Here is a 15,935-nt window from a genome sequence, read left to right as displayed (position 1 = left end):
ATGTGATATAATGATAATCATTATCATTTGTAGTTTTTTTGGAACTTGTCTTCACATGCCGGCAAACGAGCGTGCACTGCAACAAACCCTGCATAGTCTTTACAGCGAACATCACGGTTGGTTATTTTCCTGGTTAAGAAAAAAACTCGGCTGCCCGCATGCAGCCGCTGACCTCATGCAAGATACGTTTACCCGCATTCTGGTGTCCCGAGATGCCTTGCTGACTATGCGTGAGCCACGTGCGTATCTGACCACGACAGCCAAGCACTTGCTGCTGAATCAGGCCAGGCGACGCGTCATTGAGGAAACCTATCTTGCTGGTGTGATGGCGATGGGAGAGGTATATGCACCGTCAGCCGAACAGGTAGCATCGGCAGTGGAGGCACTGGAACATATCAGCCACATGTTGCAAGGTCTTGCGCATAAACCACGCGAGGCTTTTCTGATGCGTTATCTGGATGGGATGTCTCATGCAGAAATTGCAGACAACCTGCAGGTATCCGTCAGGATGGTACAAAAGTATCTGATGAGTGTGCTGGTGCATTGCCATACCGTGCTTGGTGAATCGGAGAGCCAGGCATGACGACGGTTGCCGAGCAGGCCGCTGAATGGTTGCTGCGCCTTGAAGAGGATGCGCAAGATCCAGCTGTCAACGCTGAGTTCCAGGAATGGCTGGCGCTTGATCCAGCCCACGCAAAAGCGGTGCAGCTAATGCAAGGGATGATTGCTAGCCTGGAGGGATTCCGTCCGCAATCCGGTGTAGCACACCAGGCCATCCAGGCCGGTATCCAGCAGGATAAGCGTCGTAAACAGTTTAAACGTGGTGCCAGTCTTTTGGCTTTGCTATTCGTGCTGGCATTGCCAGCCAGGCTGATGCTGGAAGCGTATCCACTTTCTTACTGGCTATCGGATATACACACCGCGACTGCCGAGTGGCAGTCGTCGGTATTGCCAGATCAAAGCCAAATTACGCTGAATGGTCATACGGCGGTAGATGTCGATTTCACCACACATCGCCGCGTACTCACCTTGCTGCAGGGCGAAATCCTGATTGATGTTGCCAAAGATGCCAGCCGTCCTTTCGTGGTCAAGACCGAGCATGGCAGTATCACTGCCCTGGGTACGCGTTTTGTGGTGGGCCGCCATCGGCATTCGACAGAAGTCCTCATGCTTGAGTCTAAAGTAAACATCAAACCGGAAGCCCCGTCCGATAGGCAAGCCGTGGTGAAACAAGGCGAGGGCGTCAATGTGACCTCACAGGGCGTTGAAGGCTTACATGCCATTGACCCTGACAGCATTAATGATGCCTGGAAACTGCATCAGCTGGTGGTGCAAAGTCAGCCATTGTCAGATGTACTGGCGACGTTGGCACGTCACCATAAAGGCTATTTGCGTTATGACGAGGCTGCATTGTCGCAATATCAGGTCAGTGCGGTGTTACCACTCGACGAGCCTGAGCGAGCATTGGCTTTGCTGGCAGAGAGTTTTCCGATTAAGGTGCAACAATTCACGCCCTGGATGGTGTCAGTGAATCTCAAACCGTAAAAATGCATTAAATGTTTACTTTCCGGTTCCGGTTTTTGATGGCCGGTTGTCTTGGTGATAGTAACCGTTCACTAAGGGAGTAACACATTACATGCAATTACTAAAACAACAATGCCAGGGGCAAACACCTGGCTTCAGGCTGGCACCTGTTGTGCTGGCCTTGCAACTGGTCTGTTTGCCACTGCTGGCCAGTAGTCCGTTAATCGCTTATGCAGAGCCTGCGGTTGCGAGCAAAGCCTATGATATTCCTGCCGGGCCGCTGGCAAGCACGCTCACCCGGTTTGCGCAGCAATCCGGGGTGGCTATTTCCCTGGATGCTGCGGATATCCAGCATCTGCGCAGTGCAGGCTTAAAAGGGGCGTATACGGTTGAAGAAGGCTTTGCCAAACTGCTGGCAGAGACTGGCTACAGTGCTGATAAAACAGCGGCCGGTTATTCGTTGCGCAAGTCACCAGCACCGCGGGATGATGCCAGCCAGTCTACTTTGCCTGAGGTCAAAGTCACGGCGGAGAAAGACCGCGAGATGCATTCCGTTAGCGAAGGGACAAAGTCCTACGCTGCACGTGCAGTAACGATAGGTAAGGGGGTTCAGTCGTTGAGGGAGCTTCCACAATCAGTGAGTGTGGTGACACGCCAGCGTATGGATGACCAGAACCTGACCACGCTGGACAGTGTGTTGATGCAAACCACAGGGGTGACCAAACAGCTACGTGGCTACGGCCATTCGACTTATTACTCGCGCGGTTTCGAAATCAGTAACTATATGGTTGATGGCGTGCCGATGGGAGATTACGGGGGCATTGGTACTCCACCGGACACCATCATGCTGGATCGTGTTGAGGTCATGCGTGGAGCACCTGGCTTGTTGATCGGTAATGGTGACCCCGGCGGCACTGTGAATATGGTACGCAAGCGCCCTATGGCGGAGCAACAGTTACAGTTAACCGGGCGTGCAGGTAGCTGGGACTACTATCGCATGGATGCCGATTTGACTGGAGCACTCAATGCAGCCGGCACCTTGCGTGGGCGTATTATCGCCGGTTATGAAGACCGCCAGTACTTCTATGATGAGGCTGCAAGCAAGCTGCCCTTGCTTTACGGTATTATTGAAGCAGATCTGGGCGAGAAGACCGTGGCTGCAATTGGCATGCGCTATCAGGATTTCCGTCAGTATGGTGGCCGCTGGCGTGGTGGTTTGCCGATGTCTACCGATGGTAGCAACCTGCATCTGCCGCGGTCTACCTCGTTAGGCCCAGATTGGACTGGTTATCAGAGTCAGACGCAGGAAGTGTTCGCCGATCTCACACATGCCTTCAATGACGACTGGAAGTTCAAGGTCAGTGCCATGTATCAGCGTAACGACAGAAAAGATGCGATCATCCGCCCGACAGCTACCAATGTGAATCCGGTAACGATGACCGGTCCAAGTTATATGCGTGCCGAGTTTTCCAGGGTATTGTACGAAACCTCCGCACTGGATGCACAAGTAACCGGTCAATTCAATGCACTGGGGCAGACGCATGAGGTGTTCGTCGGTGCTAACTGGCAACTGGCCGAAATGCCATCCAGCAGAACTGCTCGGACAGCTTATTCGCCACAATATCCTATCGACTTTAACAATTTGGATTTGTCGCAGGTGCCACAGGTGTATCCAGGGGTGTATGGCGCAGCGTTAAGTTCCAAAGAAATCCGGCAAGGTCTGTATGGAAATGTCAGGTTGCAACTGGCTGATCCACTCAAGCTGATACTGGGTGGCCGGGTAAGCTGGTACGACTATGAAAGTTCATTTAACGGTGCCTATAAGCAAGCGCATGAAGTCACACCATATGCTGCATTAATCTATCGATTGAATGACAACTGGTCACTCTATGGCAGTTATACTGATATCTTCAAGCCGCAAAGTAATAGCTTCACTGCGAGTGGTGGTTCGCTAGATCCGGCAGTCGGTAAAAATTACGAAGCTGGTCTCAAGGGCGAGTTTTATGGCGGCAAGCTCAATACATCGCTGACTGTGTTTAGCATTAAGCAGACTAATGGTGCCATCATCGATCCGCTGAACTCTCTTACATGTTCTGGTTCTCCTACCGGTGGGTCTTGCTATATCAACGCTGGCAAGCAGGAGAGTAAAGGCTTCGACGGTGAGGTCAGTGGTGAAGTATTGCCAGGTTGGCAAGTATACGCTGGCTACACCTTTAATGATGCCAAATACGTGACAGCTGAAGATGCTAGTCTGAACGGGGTGCGCCTGAATGGTGATCATAATCCACGTCACCTGCTGCGTGCCTGGAATACCTATCGGTTGTCTGGTGAGTTGGATCGTTTCACCATAGGCGGTGGCGTTGTCATGCAAAGTGGCACTGCTTATACCACGGCTGATAGCGTTAAGCGCGAGCAGAGCGGCTATGCTATCTGGAGTGCGCAAGCCAGCTACAAAATTGATAACCACTGGACGGCTGCATTAAACATCAATAATGTGTTTGACAAGCATTATTATCTTGATGCGTTGCAGACATTCTACGGTGATCCGCAAAACTTTATGCTAACCATACGTGGCACTTTATAACCATGCCTGTATCAAGCCCCGCTGTCTGGCGGGGCTTTTTTATTGCAGCAACCAATCTCTGGATTGATGGCATGACCGGTAACGTTTTGCGCGAAGATTATCCAGGGCATGGCTTGCCAGGAGACATTATCAGTAAATGGCTAAGAGTGTTGCACACCGGTGCAGTTTTCGGTCTGGCTTGCCGGGTGCTCATTGTGATGATCGGCATTGTCGTGGCAATACTCAGTATCACGGGTGTGGTGCTATGGTGGAAAAAACGGCAGGGTCGACGTTTTGTTCAATCACGACGCAAGCCTCTTGATCAGGATGCCACAATTTAAACCTACCAGCGGCGGCTCAGCATGAAGTGAAGCACAATTGCTTCATTGCGGATTTCAGACTCGCCAAATAATTGGCTGTTGTATTTAACGCTGACAGGTAGCATCCATTCGACACCGCCAGTCATCAGCCAGTGCGGGTCGATCTTACGTGCGGCACCAAAGGTGAGGTGATGTTCAAGGGTCCCTGCCAATAAAGGACTGGAGTTCTGGCGCGGAATCGGGTTTTTGCCGTAATTGTGGCCCGCATAAAGCGTGGTACGGTCATCCCAGTTGTAGGCGACGCCTGTCGCGACCACCCATTGGTCTTTCCAGTCGGCACCCATCGAGCTGCCATATATAGATTGCGCTGAGGCATTGTTTGGTTTGGTGGCGCGCAGGGTCACGTCATTGATCGCATCGCCCCAGTTAAGCCAGTTGAGTTTGAATGACAGCAGCCAGTCGTCTGTTGGCTTGAACGCCATTCCTACCGCCACTTCGCGTGGCAGGGCGAAGCCTTTGATTGAAGCGTCGGCATACTTCACCTTGCCTAAGCCTGCGTCTGTGAAGTCAGCTGTCAGTGTACCGCCAGTCATCGGCAGCTCGGTTTTTTCGGTATAAGAGGCAGCTAGCGTCAGCGCCGGGGTCACACGATATTGCATGCCCAGCTTGAAGCCAGTACGCACTGCAGAGGCACCCTCTAATTTGTAACCAGCAAAGGGCACAGCATTCACTGACGTGTTCGCAAAAAAGTCCTGTTCTATGCTCGCATAAACAATATTCAGGCTGGCCCCTAGAGAGAGTTTGTCAGTCACCTCGCAGCCGATACCAGGAATAATCTTGGCGATCCCAAACAGCGAGGACAAGTCATCGCGATTGCCAAATGGCGTACGCAGGTTGTCGAACACGCCACCGGCGCCGCCTTGCGCGAACAAACCGATGCCGGCCGTACAGGGCGTATTTTCCAGTGGCCGCGCATAGCCACCACCACCAAGCAAGGTGTAGCGGTTGGACGCATGCTCTTCGTTGCGGGGGTCTTTGTGCACCAGGTCAGTGGTACGCAGCACTGAGCCAAACATATCCAGCAGCGGCGCTTTGATCTGCGTCAGCCCGGCCGGATTGGTATTCAGCGCACTGGTATCACGCGCCACTGCGACGTCAGCACCGCCCATCAGAGTCGATTCGGCACCGAAGCCGATCAGGTTGATGCCGTTGGTGGCATGCGCGGCGCTGCCGGTGGTTACCAAGGCGAGGGCGGTTGCAATACGTAGGGTAGAAACATTTAAGGCAGTCATAGCAAGTTTGTTCTTGTTCGTTAGACTTACTGTCGCATAATTCGACAATTCTGTGTTGCGATAACAGCGCTCCGATCACATGGCTTTTCGGCCTTTTTAGCTATGCGAGAAACATTCACATGGTAGCTAAATTATCGATCAATGTGTTGTAAAAATATTCTTTAATAAAAACAATCAGTTGCTGCCTGTCAATTAAAATATATCAATATATTGTGTTTTGGATAATTGAAAAGCCATAGATATTGTTTTATAGTCGCATCCATACGGTATGCAGAAGAGACTCTTCTTCTGCGTTTAATAGGGAACCTGGTGCGTGAAGCCGCGCAGGAGTCATTAAGCCAGGGCTGCCCCCGCAACTGTGATTAGCGAGTTGTTTGCTGCCATTTAAGCCACTGAAGAGATTCGGGAAGGCGAAAGCAAATAATGACGACCTGAGAGCCAGGAGACCTGCCGTGAAATTTTTTCTTGTTAACGTTTGAGGCGGGGTGTCCTCGGCAGATGCAGTTAGTCCATGTTCAACACTGATTGTTCAATACTGATTGCTAGTCTGGCCTTTGAGCGGGTACATTTTTCATCGTCATGATGGTCCGGGTATTGCCCGGTTAAATGTGTCTGTTTCGGGACCCCTCGCTTCCTGTACTGGGAGCCATCAATGTCAAAATACGAATCCATGCAGGCCACGAAAAGGGATGGCCGCAAGGAACCTATCAATCTCGATAAAATTCATCGGGTGATTGATTGGGCATCACAAGGCCTGAATAATGTGTCGGTCTCGCAGGTGGAGCTACGTTCGCATATTCAGTTTTATGATGGCATCCGTACTGACGACATTCATGAAACGATCATCAAATCCGCAGCCGACCTGATTTCTGAAGAAACACCGGATTACCAGTACCTGGCGGCGCGTTTGTCTATTTTTCACCTGCGCAAAATTGCCTATGGCCAGTTTGAGCCACCGCATTTGTTTGACCATGTGACCAACCTGACGGCGCTGGGTAAATATGACCAGCACCTGTTGCAGGATTACAGCCGCGAAGAGTTCGACGTACTGAATGCCACGATTGACCACTGGCGCGACATGAACTTCTCCTATGCCGCGGTCAAGCAGCTGGAAGGTAAATACTTGGTCCAGAACCGCGTGACCAAAAAGATCTACGAGAGCCCACAGTTCTTGTACATCCTGGTCGCCATGTGCCTGTTTGCCAACTACAAAGGCCAGGCGCGTCTGGATTACATCAAGCGCTTTTATGATGCGGTCTCGACCTTCAAAATTTCCTTGCCTACGCCGATTATGTCCGGCGTGCGTACGCCGACCCGCCAGTTCAGCTCTTGCGTGCTGATTGAGTGTGGCGACAGCCTGGACAGCATCAACGCGACTACCAGCGCGATTGTGAAATATGTATCGCAGCGTGCCGGCATTGGCGTCAATGCGGGCCGTATCCGCGCCCTGGGCAGTGAAATCCGTGGCGGCGAAGCGCAGCATACTGGCTGCCTGCCATTCTACAAATTGTTCCAGTCTGCGGTGAAGTCCTGCTCACAGGGTGGTGTACGCGGCGGCGCGGCGACCTTGTTCTACCCGATCTGGCACCTTGAAGTTGAATCGTTGCTGGTACTCAAAAACAACCGTGGCGTCGAAGAAAACCGCGTGCGTCACCTCGACTACGGCGTGCAACTGAACCGCCTGATGTACCAGCGCCTGATCAAGAGCCAGAACATCACCCTGTTCTCACCGCACGACACACCAGGGCTGTACGACGCCTTCTTTGCTGACCAGGATGAATTCGAGCGCCTGTATACGCAATATGAAGCCGATGACAGCATCCGCAAACGCACGATACCAGCGGTCGACCTGTTCTCACTCATGATGCAAGAGCGTGCCGGTACTGGCCGTATCTACATCCAGAACGTGGACCATTGCAATACGCATAGCCCGTTTGACCCGGCCGTGGCGCCTGTGCGCCAGTCTAACCTGTGTATGGAAATCGCGCTGCCGACTAATCCATTGAACGACATCAATGACACCGAAGGCGAAATCGCCCTGTGTACCTTGTCTGCGTTTAACCTGGGTGCATTGGAGTCCCTGGACGAGCTGGAAGGCCTGGCTGACCTGGTGGTACGCGCACTGGATGCCTTGCTGGAATACCAGGATTACCCGGTGAAAGCCGCCTTGAATGCGACTAACAAGCGCCGTTCACTGGGCGTGGGCGTCATCAACTACGCCTATTACCTGGCCAAAAATGGCACGAACTACACCAGCGACACTGCGCTAGGCCTGACACACCGTACTTTCGAGGCGATTCAGTTCTACCTGTTGAAAGCTTCTGTGCAGTTGGCGCGCGAATTTGGCCCATGTGGTGCGTTTAATGAAACCACCTACGCCAAAGGTATTTTACCGATTGATAGCTACAAGTCTGACCTCGATGCCGTATGCAGCGAGCCACTGTTGCTGGATTGGGAAAGCCTGCGTCAAGAAATCCAGAAAGATGGCCTGCGCAACTCAACACTGACCGCGTTGATGCCATCAGAAACCTCCAGCCAGATTGCCAACGCCACTAACGGTATTGAGCCGCCACGTGGCCTGGTGTCTGTGAAGCAATCCAAAGACGGCATCCTGCGCCAGGTAGTGCCAGAGATTGACCGTCTGCGTGACCAGTACCAGTTGTTGTGGAAAATGCCGAACAACGAGGGTTACCTCAAGCTGGTGGGCATCATGCAGAAGTTTGTTGACCAGTCTATTTCTGCCAACACCAACTACGACCCAACCCGTTTTGAAGGTGGTCGTGTGCCGATGAAGCAATTGTTGAAAGACTTGTTGCAAGTCTACAAACTGGGCATCAAAACGCTGTACTACCATAACACGCGCGATGGTGCGACTGAAGGTGGCACAGAGGCAGAAGATGATGGATGCGCGAGTGGTGCCTGCAAAATTTAAAGAAACACTGACTCAGTGGCTGCGCGGGTAAATTGCTGCGTTGTGCGGTACTCGAAATCCTCATGTACTTACGTGTACATTCCGGTTTCTGCGTGCCGTACGCCTTGCACTTTATCCCGCTCGCTCACTGATTCAATATTTCTTGCAGTGGGGTAATGAATATATTTTAAAAACAGTTTGAGAATAAATACTTAAACATTAGGAACACGGCCATGGCCTATAGCATCTTCACCAAAATCGACAACGAACAGTTAAAAGAACCCATGTTCTTTGGTCAGCCCGTTAACGTGGCGCGTTATGACCAGCAGAAATACCCGGTATTCGAGCGGCTGATCGAGAAGCAACTGTCTTTCTTCTGGCGTCCGGAAGAGGTTGATGTGTCGCAGGATCGCGCCGATTACCAAGGTTTGCCTGAGCACGAAAAGCACATTTTTATCAGCAACCTCAAATACCAGACCTTGCTCGATTCGATTCAGGGCCGTAGCCCTAACGTCGCGCTGTTACCACTGGTGTCCTTGCCCGAGATTGAAACCTGGATTGAAACCTGGGCGTTTTCCGAGACCATCCACTCGCGTTCGTATACCCATATCATCCGTAACATCGTCAATGACCCTTCCGTGATGTTTGACGACATCGTGCGTAATGAAAACATTACCGCGCGCGCCACCGATATTGCCCACTATTACGATGAGCTGATCCATCAGACCATGCTGTATTCACAGCTGGGTGAGGGCGAGCACATCATCAATGGCGAGCTCAAGTCAGTCAAACGGCGTGAGTTGAAAAAATTGCTCTACCGTTGCCTGATGAGCGTCAATATCCTTGAAGCGATTCGTTTTTACGTCAGCTTTGCCTGCTCATTTGCCTTTGCCGAACGCAAGGTGATGGAAGGCAACGCTAAAATCATCCGCCTGATTGCCCGTGATGAAGCCTTGCACCTCACCGGCACCCAGCACATGCTTAACATCATGCGCTCCGGGCAAGACGATCCGGAATTCGCCGAGATTGCGACTGAATTGCATCAAGAATGCTTCGAGATGTTTAAAACCGCCGCCGAGCAAGAAAAGCAATGGGCAGAGTATCTGTTTAAAGATGGCTCCATGATTGGCCTCAATAAAGACATCCTGTGCCAATACGTGGAATACATCACCAATAGCCGCATGGCGTCGGTCGGCTTGCCGCCGGCATTCCCCAATGCCAAAAACAACCCGATTCCATGGATCAACACCTGGCTGGCATCGGACACGGTGCAGGTCGCGCCACAAGAGGTGGAATTAAGCTCTTACCTGATTGGTCAAATTGACTCCGAAGTATCAGCAGACGACCTGAATGGTTTTGAACTGTAAATGAAACAATGATTAGCGTACGCAGCCAGCACAGCCGCTTTAGCCTTCTCCCGCAAGAAACCCTGCTCGAAGGCCTGGAACGTACCGGCCACGAAGTAGAGTACCAATGCCGGAGTGGTTATTGTGGTGCCTGCCGCGTACGCATGCTCGATGGCGAAGTCGATTACGTTGAATTACCCTTGGCGTTTATTGCCGCCGATGAAATCCTGCCATGCTGCTGCGTGCCCAAGTCTGATTTGTGGCTAGACTGCGAACTCAGGTTCGATTTGCAAAGCTCGCAATTGCAAGACGATATGTTCCCGGCACAGCAATCGTTGTTTGATGAAGCCTTGCCATTTGCCGATACGCCTGTGAAAAAACTGCTAAGAAGAAGAGTGGTTAGAAACAACGTGCAGGCCAGCAACCTGCCATTGTTCTAATAAAAAAGGCGCTTGAAACCAAGCGCCTTTTTTAACATATTTAATTCACGCCGCAGCGTTAGGCCGCAACCATTGCATTTTCAGGTTCGGTGCCCGCGCACTCGAATCCGCCACCAGGCTGCAACTCAAAATCTCGCAGCGCCAATACATCTGCCTAATTTTAGCGTCAGCCTCATTACGTGACTTGCCAAAAATCTGCAAATTTTCAACCAGCACCCCATTCGCACTGCGAATGGTATATAAATATTTTCCAGACATATCCATCATTTTCAATGTCACCCCGATGATTTTTGATGCAAACGCATCATATTTATTATGATATATCGGTAACATATCAAAGTTTTTTAGGGTTGTATACATTGTAAAGATAGTATTTATATCGTTAATTCAATAATTTAAGCGGTTTTTTGCATAAAACACCTATAATTAACCTGCTAAGTTCACTTCCAAATAGTTGGATTGAAGGTCAGTGATTGACGATCACGGCGCCAGATGACCTCATGTTGGCCGACTGCCAACCACCAGGTTTGTGTTTCAGGCCTGGGTTTATTCTCGGCAAATGCTTCCGGTGTTAAGACCGCCACACACCACGCGGCTTCAGGGTGACGTACAGATTGATAAACAATACAACCCAACGTAACTTCTCTTGCTATTTGTGCAAAGGCTTGTGTGGGGCCGTAATCGGTTTTATGTAACCAACTCGCATCTGCATCAAAGGGTGGTTTGCGTAAATCCACCGCTTGCGCCTTGAGCGCTACTTGAAACGCGGTATGTGCCACAGGTTCAATATGTGTCAGGGCGGGTGCATCCATTAAAAACTTCCAGCGCCAGTAACCGAGTTCAGCGGCTGCGGTTGCTACCGATTCCGCGCCATAAAACACACCAGGGTCATTTGCACCCCTAAATCGTGAGCCGCCTTTGCGCGTTGGGTAGCGAAATGGGGTTGCCAGCAGATAGTCCAGCTTTGCCGTCGTGTCAGGGTAAGCTGGCTTGCTGTGATCGAGCAATGCTTCAAGAATATTCTGCTCAGCGGCGGTATCCACCAGCTTCATGGTAGACGCCACATGCTGCGCCTCCACCATGCGCCAAGCTAAGCCGCGCCAGGCAAAGGTCTCAGACGAGACCGCGTGAGGTGTCCAGGTAGTGTACGACACGCACCAAACCTTCTGTTTGTGTGATGAGTTCAATCGGACGCGCATTCAGCGCCAGGTTATTGTTGTTCAACCATACTCGCGCCGTTTCATCATTGCTCACTATTGAATCCAGTGAGCGGAATACGCGCACAAACAACAACGCAAAATCCCACTCTTTACGCTTCTGGTCAAGAATGTATTTGCCATCATACAACCGCGTAATCGTCGCCGGACTCAAACCAAGAATCGTCGCCAACATCGCGCGCGAAAGCTGTAATCGCTCGGCAGCACGGCCTACCGCTTTGCTTAATACATGCGCGGCATCGGGCTTAGTCGCTGTTTCTGTGGTTGCAGTTGCCATTGTCTTTATCCTTTCTTTAGAAATTATATTATTAAAACATTTCTTTGGAAAGTTTTTGTGCGGTGACAAAGTCGTTATTCAGCGAATAGTTATCTACTTAGCTATTTAAAAACATCGTTTTAAGTCACGTCTTTTACGGATTTAAAGATTAGAATCTCTGGTGTTTAAAGCCTTGAAAGGGGTATTTAGATGACTAAACTTGACCAAGAGATTGAGCAGTTCAAAGCGGACTTGCTGGCCTCCGTCAAAGAGCTAAAGTCTGGAGAAATTGCATGTAGTACTCAGGTAGATGTTTCTTACTTTGTCTCAGAGCGCAATCATATGGGATTGTCAGGGGGCTCAGCAGATTAATGCTTGTGTAGTTTTGCAAGACCTGACCCCGTTAGTACGCATTAATGGGGTTTTTGCATAAATTAACTCCTATTTCAGCGCTAAGAAGATTTAAAAATCTGATTTTTTTAACGAGTCTGAAAAGCTAATTTCCGAGTTCTGCAGTTGATTAAGCATAGTAGAAAGATCTGTTTGTGTTGGAAGACCTTTAACAATTATTTCTGCATTGATCTCTAACTTCTTTGCGAGTCCATTTAGATGGGCAATTATATGTTCCCGCAATATTGTTTTTGCCAATTTAAAAGTTACATATTTATGAGCTAAATAGAACTCTGTAATGTAATCGCTATCAGAATTTCTGAAGTGATATCCTAATTTACGAGTTAGCTTATTTCTGAATAAAACTATATTCTTTTGGGCAGTCTTAAAGTCGAATCCTATATTCGAGAATTTACCAGTAGAGTTGAACATTAATGATGTGTTAGGTGTGTCTCCAAACTTATTCAAAAGCTTTAATATTGTTTGATACTTCGATTTTGAGTACAGTGTTTTTGGCGAGTTAATTATTAAGGTTTGGGAGTTACTCCACCAGCTAATTTTGTATTTTCCAGGTGTTTCCTCAAAATCTTTGTAAATAATATCCCTGTAAATTTGGACAGTGCCAATCTTCAATGAGTAAGTATTTTTGATATACATGGGATGGAGTTTGAAAAGTTTTTTGTCTTTATCAACTGAATGCAATATCTCAAAACGTGAAAAGCCATATCGAGAGATAGACTTGGCAATAGTATTAATTACATCACAAATGAAATCGCAGTCCTCATAATCTACTGCTTGAGGAATGTCTACAAGAAGCTGTCTCAATCTATTGCAATCTGCCTCTTCACCACAGAAGTAAGCTTTGAATTCTTTTTTACTGCTAAATCTCTGATTCAATGGCATAACTTGTTCGCCTAAATCTTGTGCTAAAAAATTGGCATACATTCCACTAGGGGATATAGATGCTGATGTAGAGTATGGCCTTTTTGATTTGGCTTTTTCAAAATCTACAGAATTCAATGATTGAGATGTTTTTCGTTTCATCATTTTTTATTTTCCTTATCTATTTCATCCAGAAGATTGTTTTGATAAGAAAAATCACTATTATCGGAAGGGAATAGTTTGGAAAAATATAAAGCATCAAAAACATGGAGCCCTGTGAATTCATTTATTATTCTTGGCTGAGCGAAAACTCGAATTAATGCGCTTTCATGAGGAATGGAATATTTCTCAAATGAAAATTCAAATTGATTATCCTTGATATTGAATTTTCTTCTCGTGTGTAGCTGAACTCTTCTAGACCACTCCATGCGCAGCATTCCTCTATGGGGTTCATTAGTAATATTTAGCCCCATTTGTATTGCTATACGAACTATATTTTGTAATGTTTCAGAGGTAGTCGTCTCTTTTTTCAGGTGAGTATCCCAAACTTTATGAACAATATTCTTATAAATTTCTGTTTGAGTTAATTCTGAAAATAATAATGCATATCCGCTTAAAGTAATTAAATCTGCTATTGGGCCTAATGCTACTCTAACTTCATTTGATAAGCGAAACTCAGGGATTGTGTTGTCAGGTTTAAGCCCTTCAAACATAAATATGCAGGCAATGAAATACTTCTCGAATAACTCAACGAACAATTCACTATCATTATGCAGAATCGCTTCGAAAATATTTTCGCCTGTTTCGTGTAAAAATCTTCCGGCAAAGTCAGGTAGTGTCTCATCAAAGTCTTGGAGAGATAAGCATTCGCTTAAGCTTGCTGTATTTAATGCAATTAATTGAGACATATCTTTAATAGCAAGTGTGGCAGGTTCACAAGCCAAAGTTGGCCAATGTAGACCGACAATATTCTTTTGGAGAGTTAATTTACTGTAAGACTCTTCAAATGATTTCTGATGAGTTTTTAGTTTGTTTAAAAACTCATTAAAAACACTGACGATCAAAGCTGCTTGAATGGGATCATCTTTCTCATTTATTGTAGTGAGTAGTTTTCCAATTTTCCCTTTTACAGGGTTATAAATTTCTGCAAAATTTTTCGCAAGATTTTCAGCTAATTCTCTAAAAACTATTTCTTGTAAATACCAAACTGGCGTAACAACTTTACCCTCTATATCAATCTCGAAATTCATTCGATTACTCAAATCAAGCAATGTATGAAGTAGATGTTGAGGAGCTCCAATTTTATAAATTGCTCTTTTATCTTCCCAAGCGATTTTGGCAAGCGATGTCTTCCAATCTATGCTTGTCAATTCGTCTGAATAATTTAAAAACTTTAAAAGTATTACTACAGGTATTCGAGCTAAGCATTCGGACAAAATTAACTTGAGTCGCTTATCTTTTATCTTACTGAAGTGGGGAATGCTAATGTTGAGTATTTGTGAATAAATAAGTATAGATTTAGCGGCTTCCCCGGATCGAGAGATATCACCTAATACTCTTTCTAGATATCTAACAAAACTTTCTAAACCTTGGGTGTTTTCAGTATCTAAGTTGAAATCTAATACTTGAAACAGCTGTTCAAAGACAAAGCTCTCTACCCACCAATGGTTAGACTCTGTATTAGTTGAGCCATAATTGGCTGTTTGATGTGCCATTTGTATTTCATAGTCACTTTGGCGATAAATTTTTACAAACTTTGTATCTTGCTGAAACCATAAGCTTGATGGAGGGATTTTGTGTTTAATGTCTTGGTAGCGAGTTAATAAGTTAAATGCAAGATTGCCTAAATCTGTGAGAGAGTTTTTTTGAAGGTGTTTTTCTGATTTGCAAATGTTGATCAAATCTGAAATAGAGTTTAAGGCTGATCTAGCTCGGGTTTGAGCATAGTTTTGAAAGGAGGGGTCAAAAGCGTTTGCATTATTCGATGTAGCTAACGTTAGTGACTCTTCAAATTGTCTATAAATATGATTGGAAAGCTGAATTGGGTCAAAGAAGGAAAAGACTCTTTGCCCAAGTTTCACAAAGGCAATTATTCCAAAACATGACATTCCTGCAACGATCGGTATTGAAATTAGTACGGCTTCGTAGTTTAAAAGTCGGAAGGTAAGTAAAAAAATTGATAACGCTGTTAAGTATGACAGAAAGCGGATATATACATTTCCAATCTGCTCGCGTGAGATCAACCCTCTAACACTTGAAGGTGTTTTCGCAAAAGTTGAAGCTGCTATCGTTGTTACTGCTGTGTAATACAAACCTATAAAGACAGCGCCAATGCTCGCTACAGTTGCATACAGTGTTGCATATACACCTTCGTCTGAGACTGTCCATTTGAGAACAGAATACATGTCCTGAAAGTGATCATTTAGTAATTGGAGAACAACTGCAGAAGCAAAGGCTAAAAAGAACTGAGGTAAGGTATTGGGAATTATTGCTCTAAAGTATTTTGAAGTTTCATACTCTTCAGCCCATTTGTTTTTAAAATTTAATATGCCTCTGCTGCTTGAGAAAGATAGTTTGCTCAAATATTTTCTTATTTGCCAAAACCACTTTTTATTAGCAAGAACTGCTGTTAGGTAATTTGTAATATGCATTTCTTTTAGTTTGAAGGCTGTGAGTCGATTAAACTATCATATAACGAGCAGTAAAATATTAGGTAACCCTCTGCTAGATCTCAATAATTCTGCAAATCGCTTTCTTAATCTTTTAAAGTGTCATGAAGTCTGAGTAATCCACA

14 protein-coding genes and 1 riboswitch are annotated in these 15,935 nt (G+C 47.1%); of the genes, 8 read left to right on the top strand and 6 right to left on the bottom strand.

The features are described from left to right. Positions 1-55: 55 nt before the first annotated feature. The 4 genes from MET42_RS0110185 to MET42_RS0110170 all read left to right on the top strand — a co-directional run bounded on the left by MET42_RS0110185 (position 56) and on the right by MET42_RS0110170 (position 4,428). The gene (locus tag MET42_RS0110185) at positions 56-583 is read left to right on the top strand and encodes a sigma-70 family RNA polymerase sigma factor (protein WP_019882847.1); all 528 of its coding nucleotides are present in this window, start codon (positions 56-58) and stop codon (positions 581-583) included. After that, entirely contained in the window at positions 580-1,545 is a 966-nt protein-coding gene (locus MET42_RS0110180; RefSeq protein ID WP_019882846.1) for a FecR domain-containing protein, read from the top strand. Before MET42_RS0110185 ends, MET42_RS0110180 begins: the two co-directional genes overlap by 4 nt. A gap of 91 nt (positions 1,546-1,636) precedes the next feature. After that, the gene (locus MET42_RS0110175) at positions 1,637-4,108 is read left to right on the top strand and encodes a TonB-dependent receptor (RefSeq protein WP_019882845.1); all 2,472 of its coding nucleotides are present in this window, start codon (positions 1,637-1,639) and stop codon (positions 4,106-4,108) included. Positions 4,109-4,179: 71 nt separating this feature from the next. After that, positions 4,180-4,428, top strand: a complete 249-nt coding sequence (locus MET42_RS0110170; RefSeq protein WP_019882844.1) for a PepSY domain-containing protein — start codon at positions 4,180-4,182, stop codon at positions 4,426-4,428. A gap of 2 nt (positions 4,429-4,430) precedes the next feature. Here MET42_RS0110170 and MET42_RS0110165 read toward each other — a convergent pair whose 3' ends face one another. Continuing rightward, positions 4,431-5,699 (bottom strand): OmpP1/FadL family transporter, encoded by a 1,269-nt coding sequence (locus MET42_RS0110165; RefSeq protein ID WP_019882843.1) that lies wholly within the window; start codon positions 5,697-5,699, stop codon positions 4,431-4,433. 247 nt (positions 5,700-5,946) lie between these two features. Continuing rightward, a riboswitch (cobalamin riboswitch) is annotated at positions 5,947-6,169 on the top strand. Between the two features lie 182 nt (positions 6,170-6,351). On the opposite strand from MET42_RS0110165, the gene nrdA reads away from it, so the two are divergent. The 3 genes from nrdA to yfaE all read left to right on the top strand — a co-directional run bounded on the left by nrdA (position 6,352) and on the right by yfaE (position 10,396). Then, positions 6,352-8,631 (top strand): class 1a ribonucleoside-diphosphate reductase subunit alpha, encoded by a 2,280-nt coding sequence (gene nrdA, locus MET42_RS0110160; protein WP_019882842.1) that lies wholly within the window; start codon positions 6,352-6,354, stop codon positions 8,629-8,631. A gap of 212 nt (positions 8,632-8,843) precedes the next feature. After that, on the top strand, positions 8,844-9,977 hold the full coding sequence (gene nrdB, locus MET42_RS0110155; RefSeq protein WP_019882841.1) for a class Ia ribonucleoside-diphosphate reductase subunit beta: 1,134 nt from the start codon (positions 8,844-8,846) through the stop codon (positions 9,975-9,977). A gap of 8 nt (positions 9,978-9,985) precedes the next feature. Further along, positions 9,986-10,396, top strand: a complete 411-nt coding sequence (gene yfaE / locus MET42_RS0110150; protein ID WP_019882840.1) for a class I ribonucleotide reductase maintenance protein YfaE — start codon at positions 9,986-9,988, stop codon at positions 10,394-10,396. 45 nt (positions 10,397-10,441) lie between these two features. On the opposite strand, the gene MET42_RS0110145 is transcribed toward yfaE, so the two are convergent. The 3 genes from MET42_RS0110145 to MET42_RS0110135 all read right to left on the bottom strand — a co-directional run bounded on the left by MET42_RS0110145 (position 10,442) and on the right by MET42_RS0110135 (position 11,890). Further along, on the bottom strand, positions 10,442-10,729 hold the full coding sequence (locus tag MET42_RS0110145; protein ID WP_232411469.1) for a hypothetical protein: 288 nt from the start codon (positions 10,727-10,729) through the stop codon (positions 10,442-10,444). A 107-nt stretch (positions 10,730-10,836) separates the two neighbouring features. Then, positions 10,837-11,550, bottom strand: a complete 714-nt coding sequence (locus MET42_RS0110140) for an RES family NAD+ phosphorylase (protein ID WP_029512400.1) — start codon at positions 11,548-11,550, stop codon at positions 10,837-10,839. After that, positions 11,510-11,890, bottom strand: coding sequence for an antitoxin Xre-like helix-turn-helix domain-containing protein (locus MET42_RS0110135; RefSeq protein WP_019882837.1), 381 nt, complete (start codon positions 11,888-11,890; stop codon positions 11,510-11,512). Before MET42_RS0110135 ends, MET42_RS0110140 begins: the two co-directional genes overlap by 41 nt. Positions 11,891-12,079: 189 nt before the next feature. On the opposite strand from MET42_RS0110135, the gene MET42_RS14875 reads away from it, so the two are divergent. Then, positions 12,080-12,241, top strand: coding sequence for a hypothetical protein (locus tag MET42_RS14875; RefSeq protein WP_019882836.1), 162 nt, complete (start codon positions 12,080-12,082; stop codon positions 12,239-12,241). A gap of 90 nt (positions 12,242-12,331) precedes the next feature. Here the strand turns inward: MET42_RS14875 and MET42_RS0110125 are convergent, their stop codons facing one another. Together MET42_RS0110125 and MET42_RS0110120 are read right to left on the bottom strand one after the other, a co-directional pair. Continuing rightward, a complete protein-coding gene (locus tag MET42_RS0110125) occupies positions 12,332-13,306 on the bottom strand; it encodes a hypothetical protein (protein ID WP_019882835.1) in 975 nt (324 codons plus the stop codon). Continuing rightward, positions 13,303-15,792 carry a hypothetical protein gene (locus MET42_RS0110120; RefSeq protein ID WP_019882834.1) on the bottom strand — a complete coding sequence of 830 codons (2,490 nt, stop codon included), beginning with the start codon at positions 15,790-15,792 and terminating at the stop codon, positions 13,303-13,305. Before MET42_RS0110120 ends, MET42_RS0110125 begins: the two co-directional genes overlap by 4 nt. Positions 15,793-15,935: the final 143 nt, after the last annotated feature.

It is taken from the genome of Methylophilus sp. 42 (assembly GCF_000384155.1).
GTDB lineage: Bacteria > Pseudomonadota > Gammaproteobacteria > Burkholderiales > Methylophilaceae > Methylophilus.
Note: the sequence above shows the minus strand (reverse complement) of the source record. Positions and strands in the feature narration are given on the sequence as shown.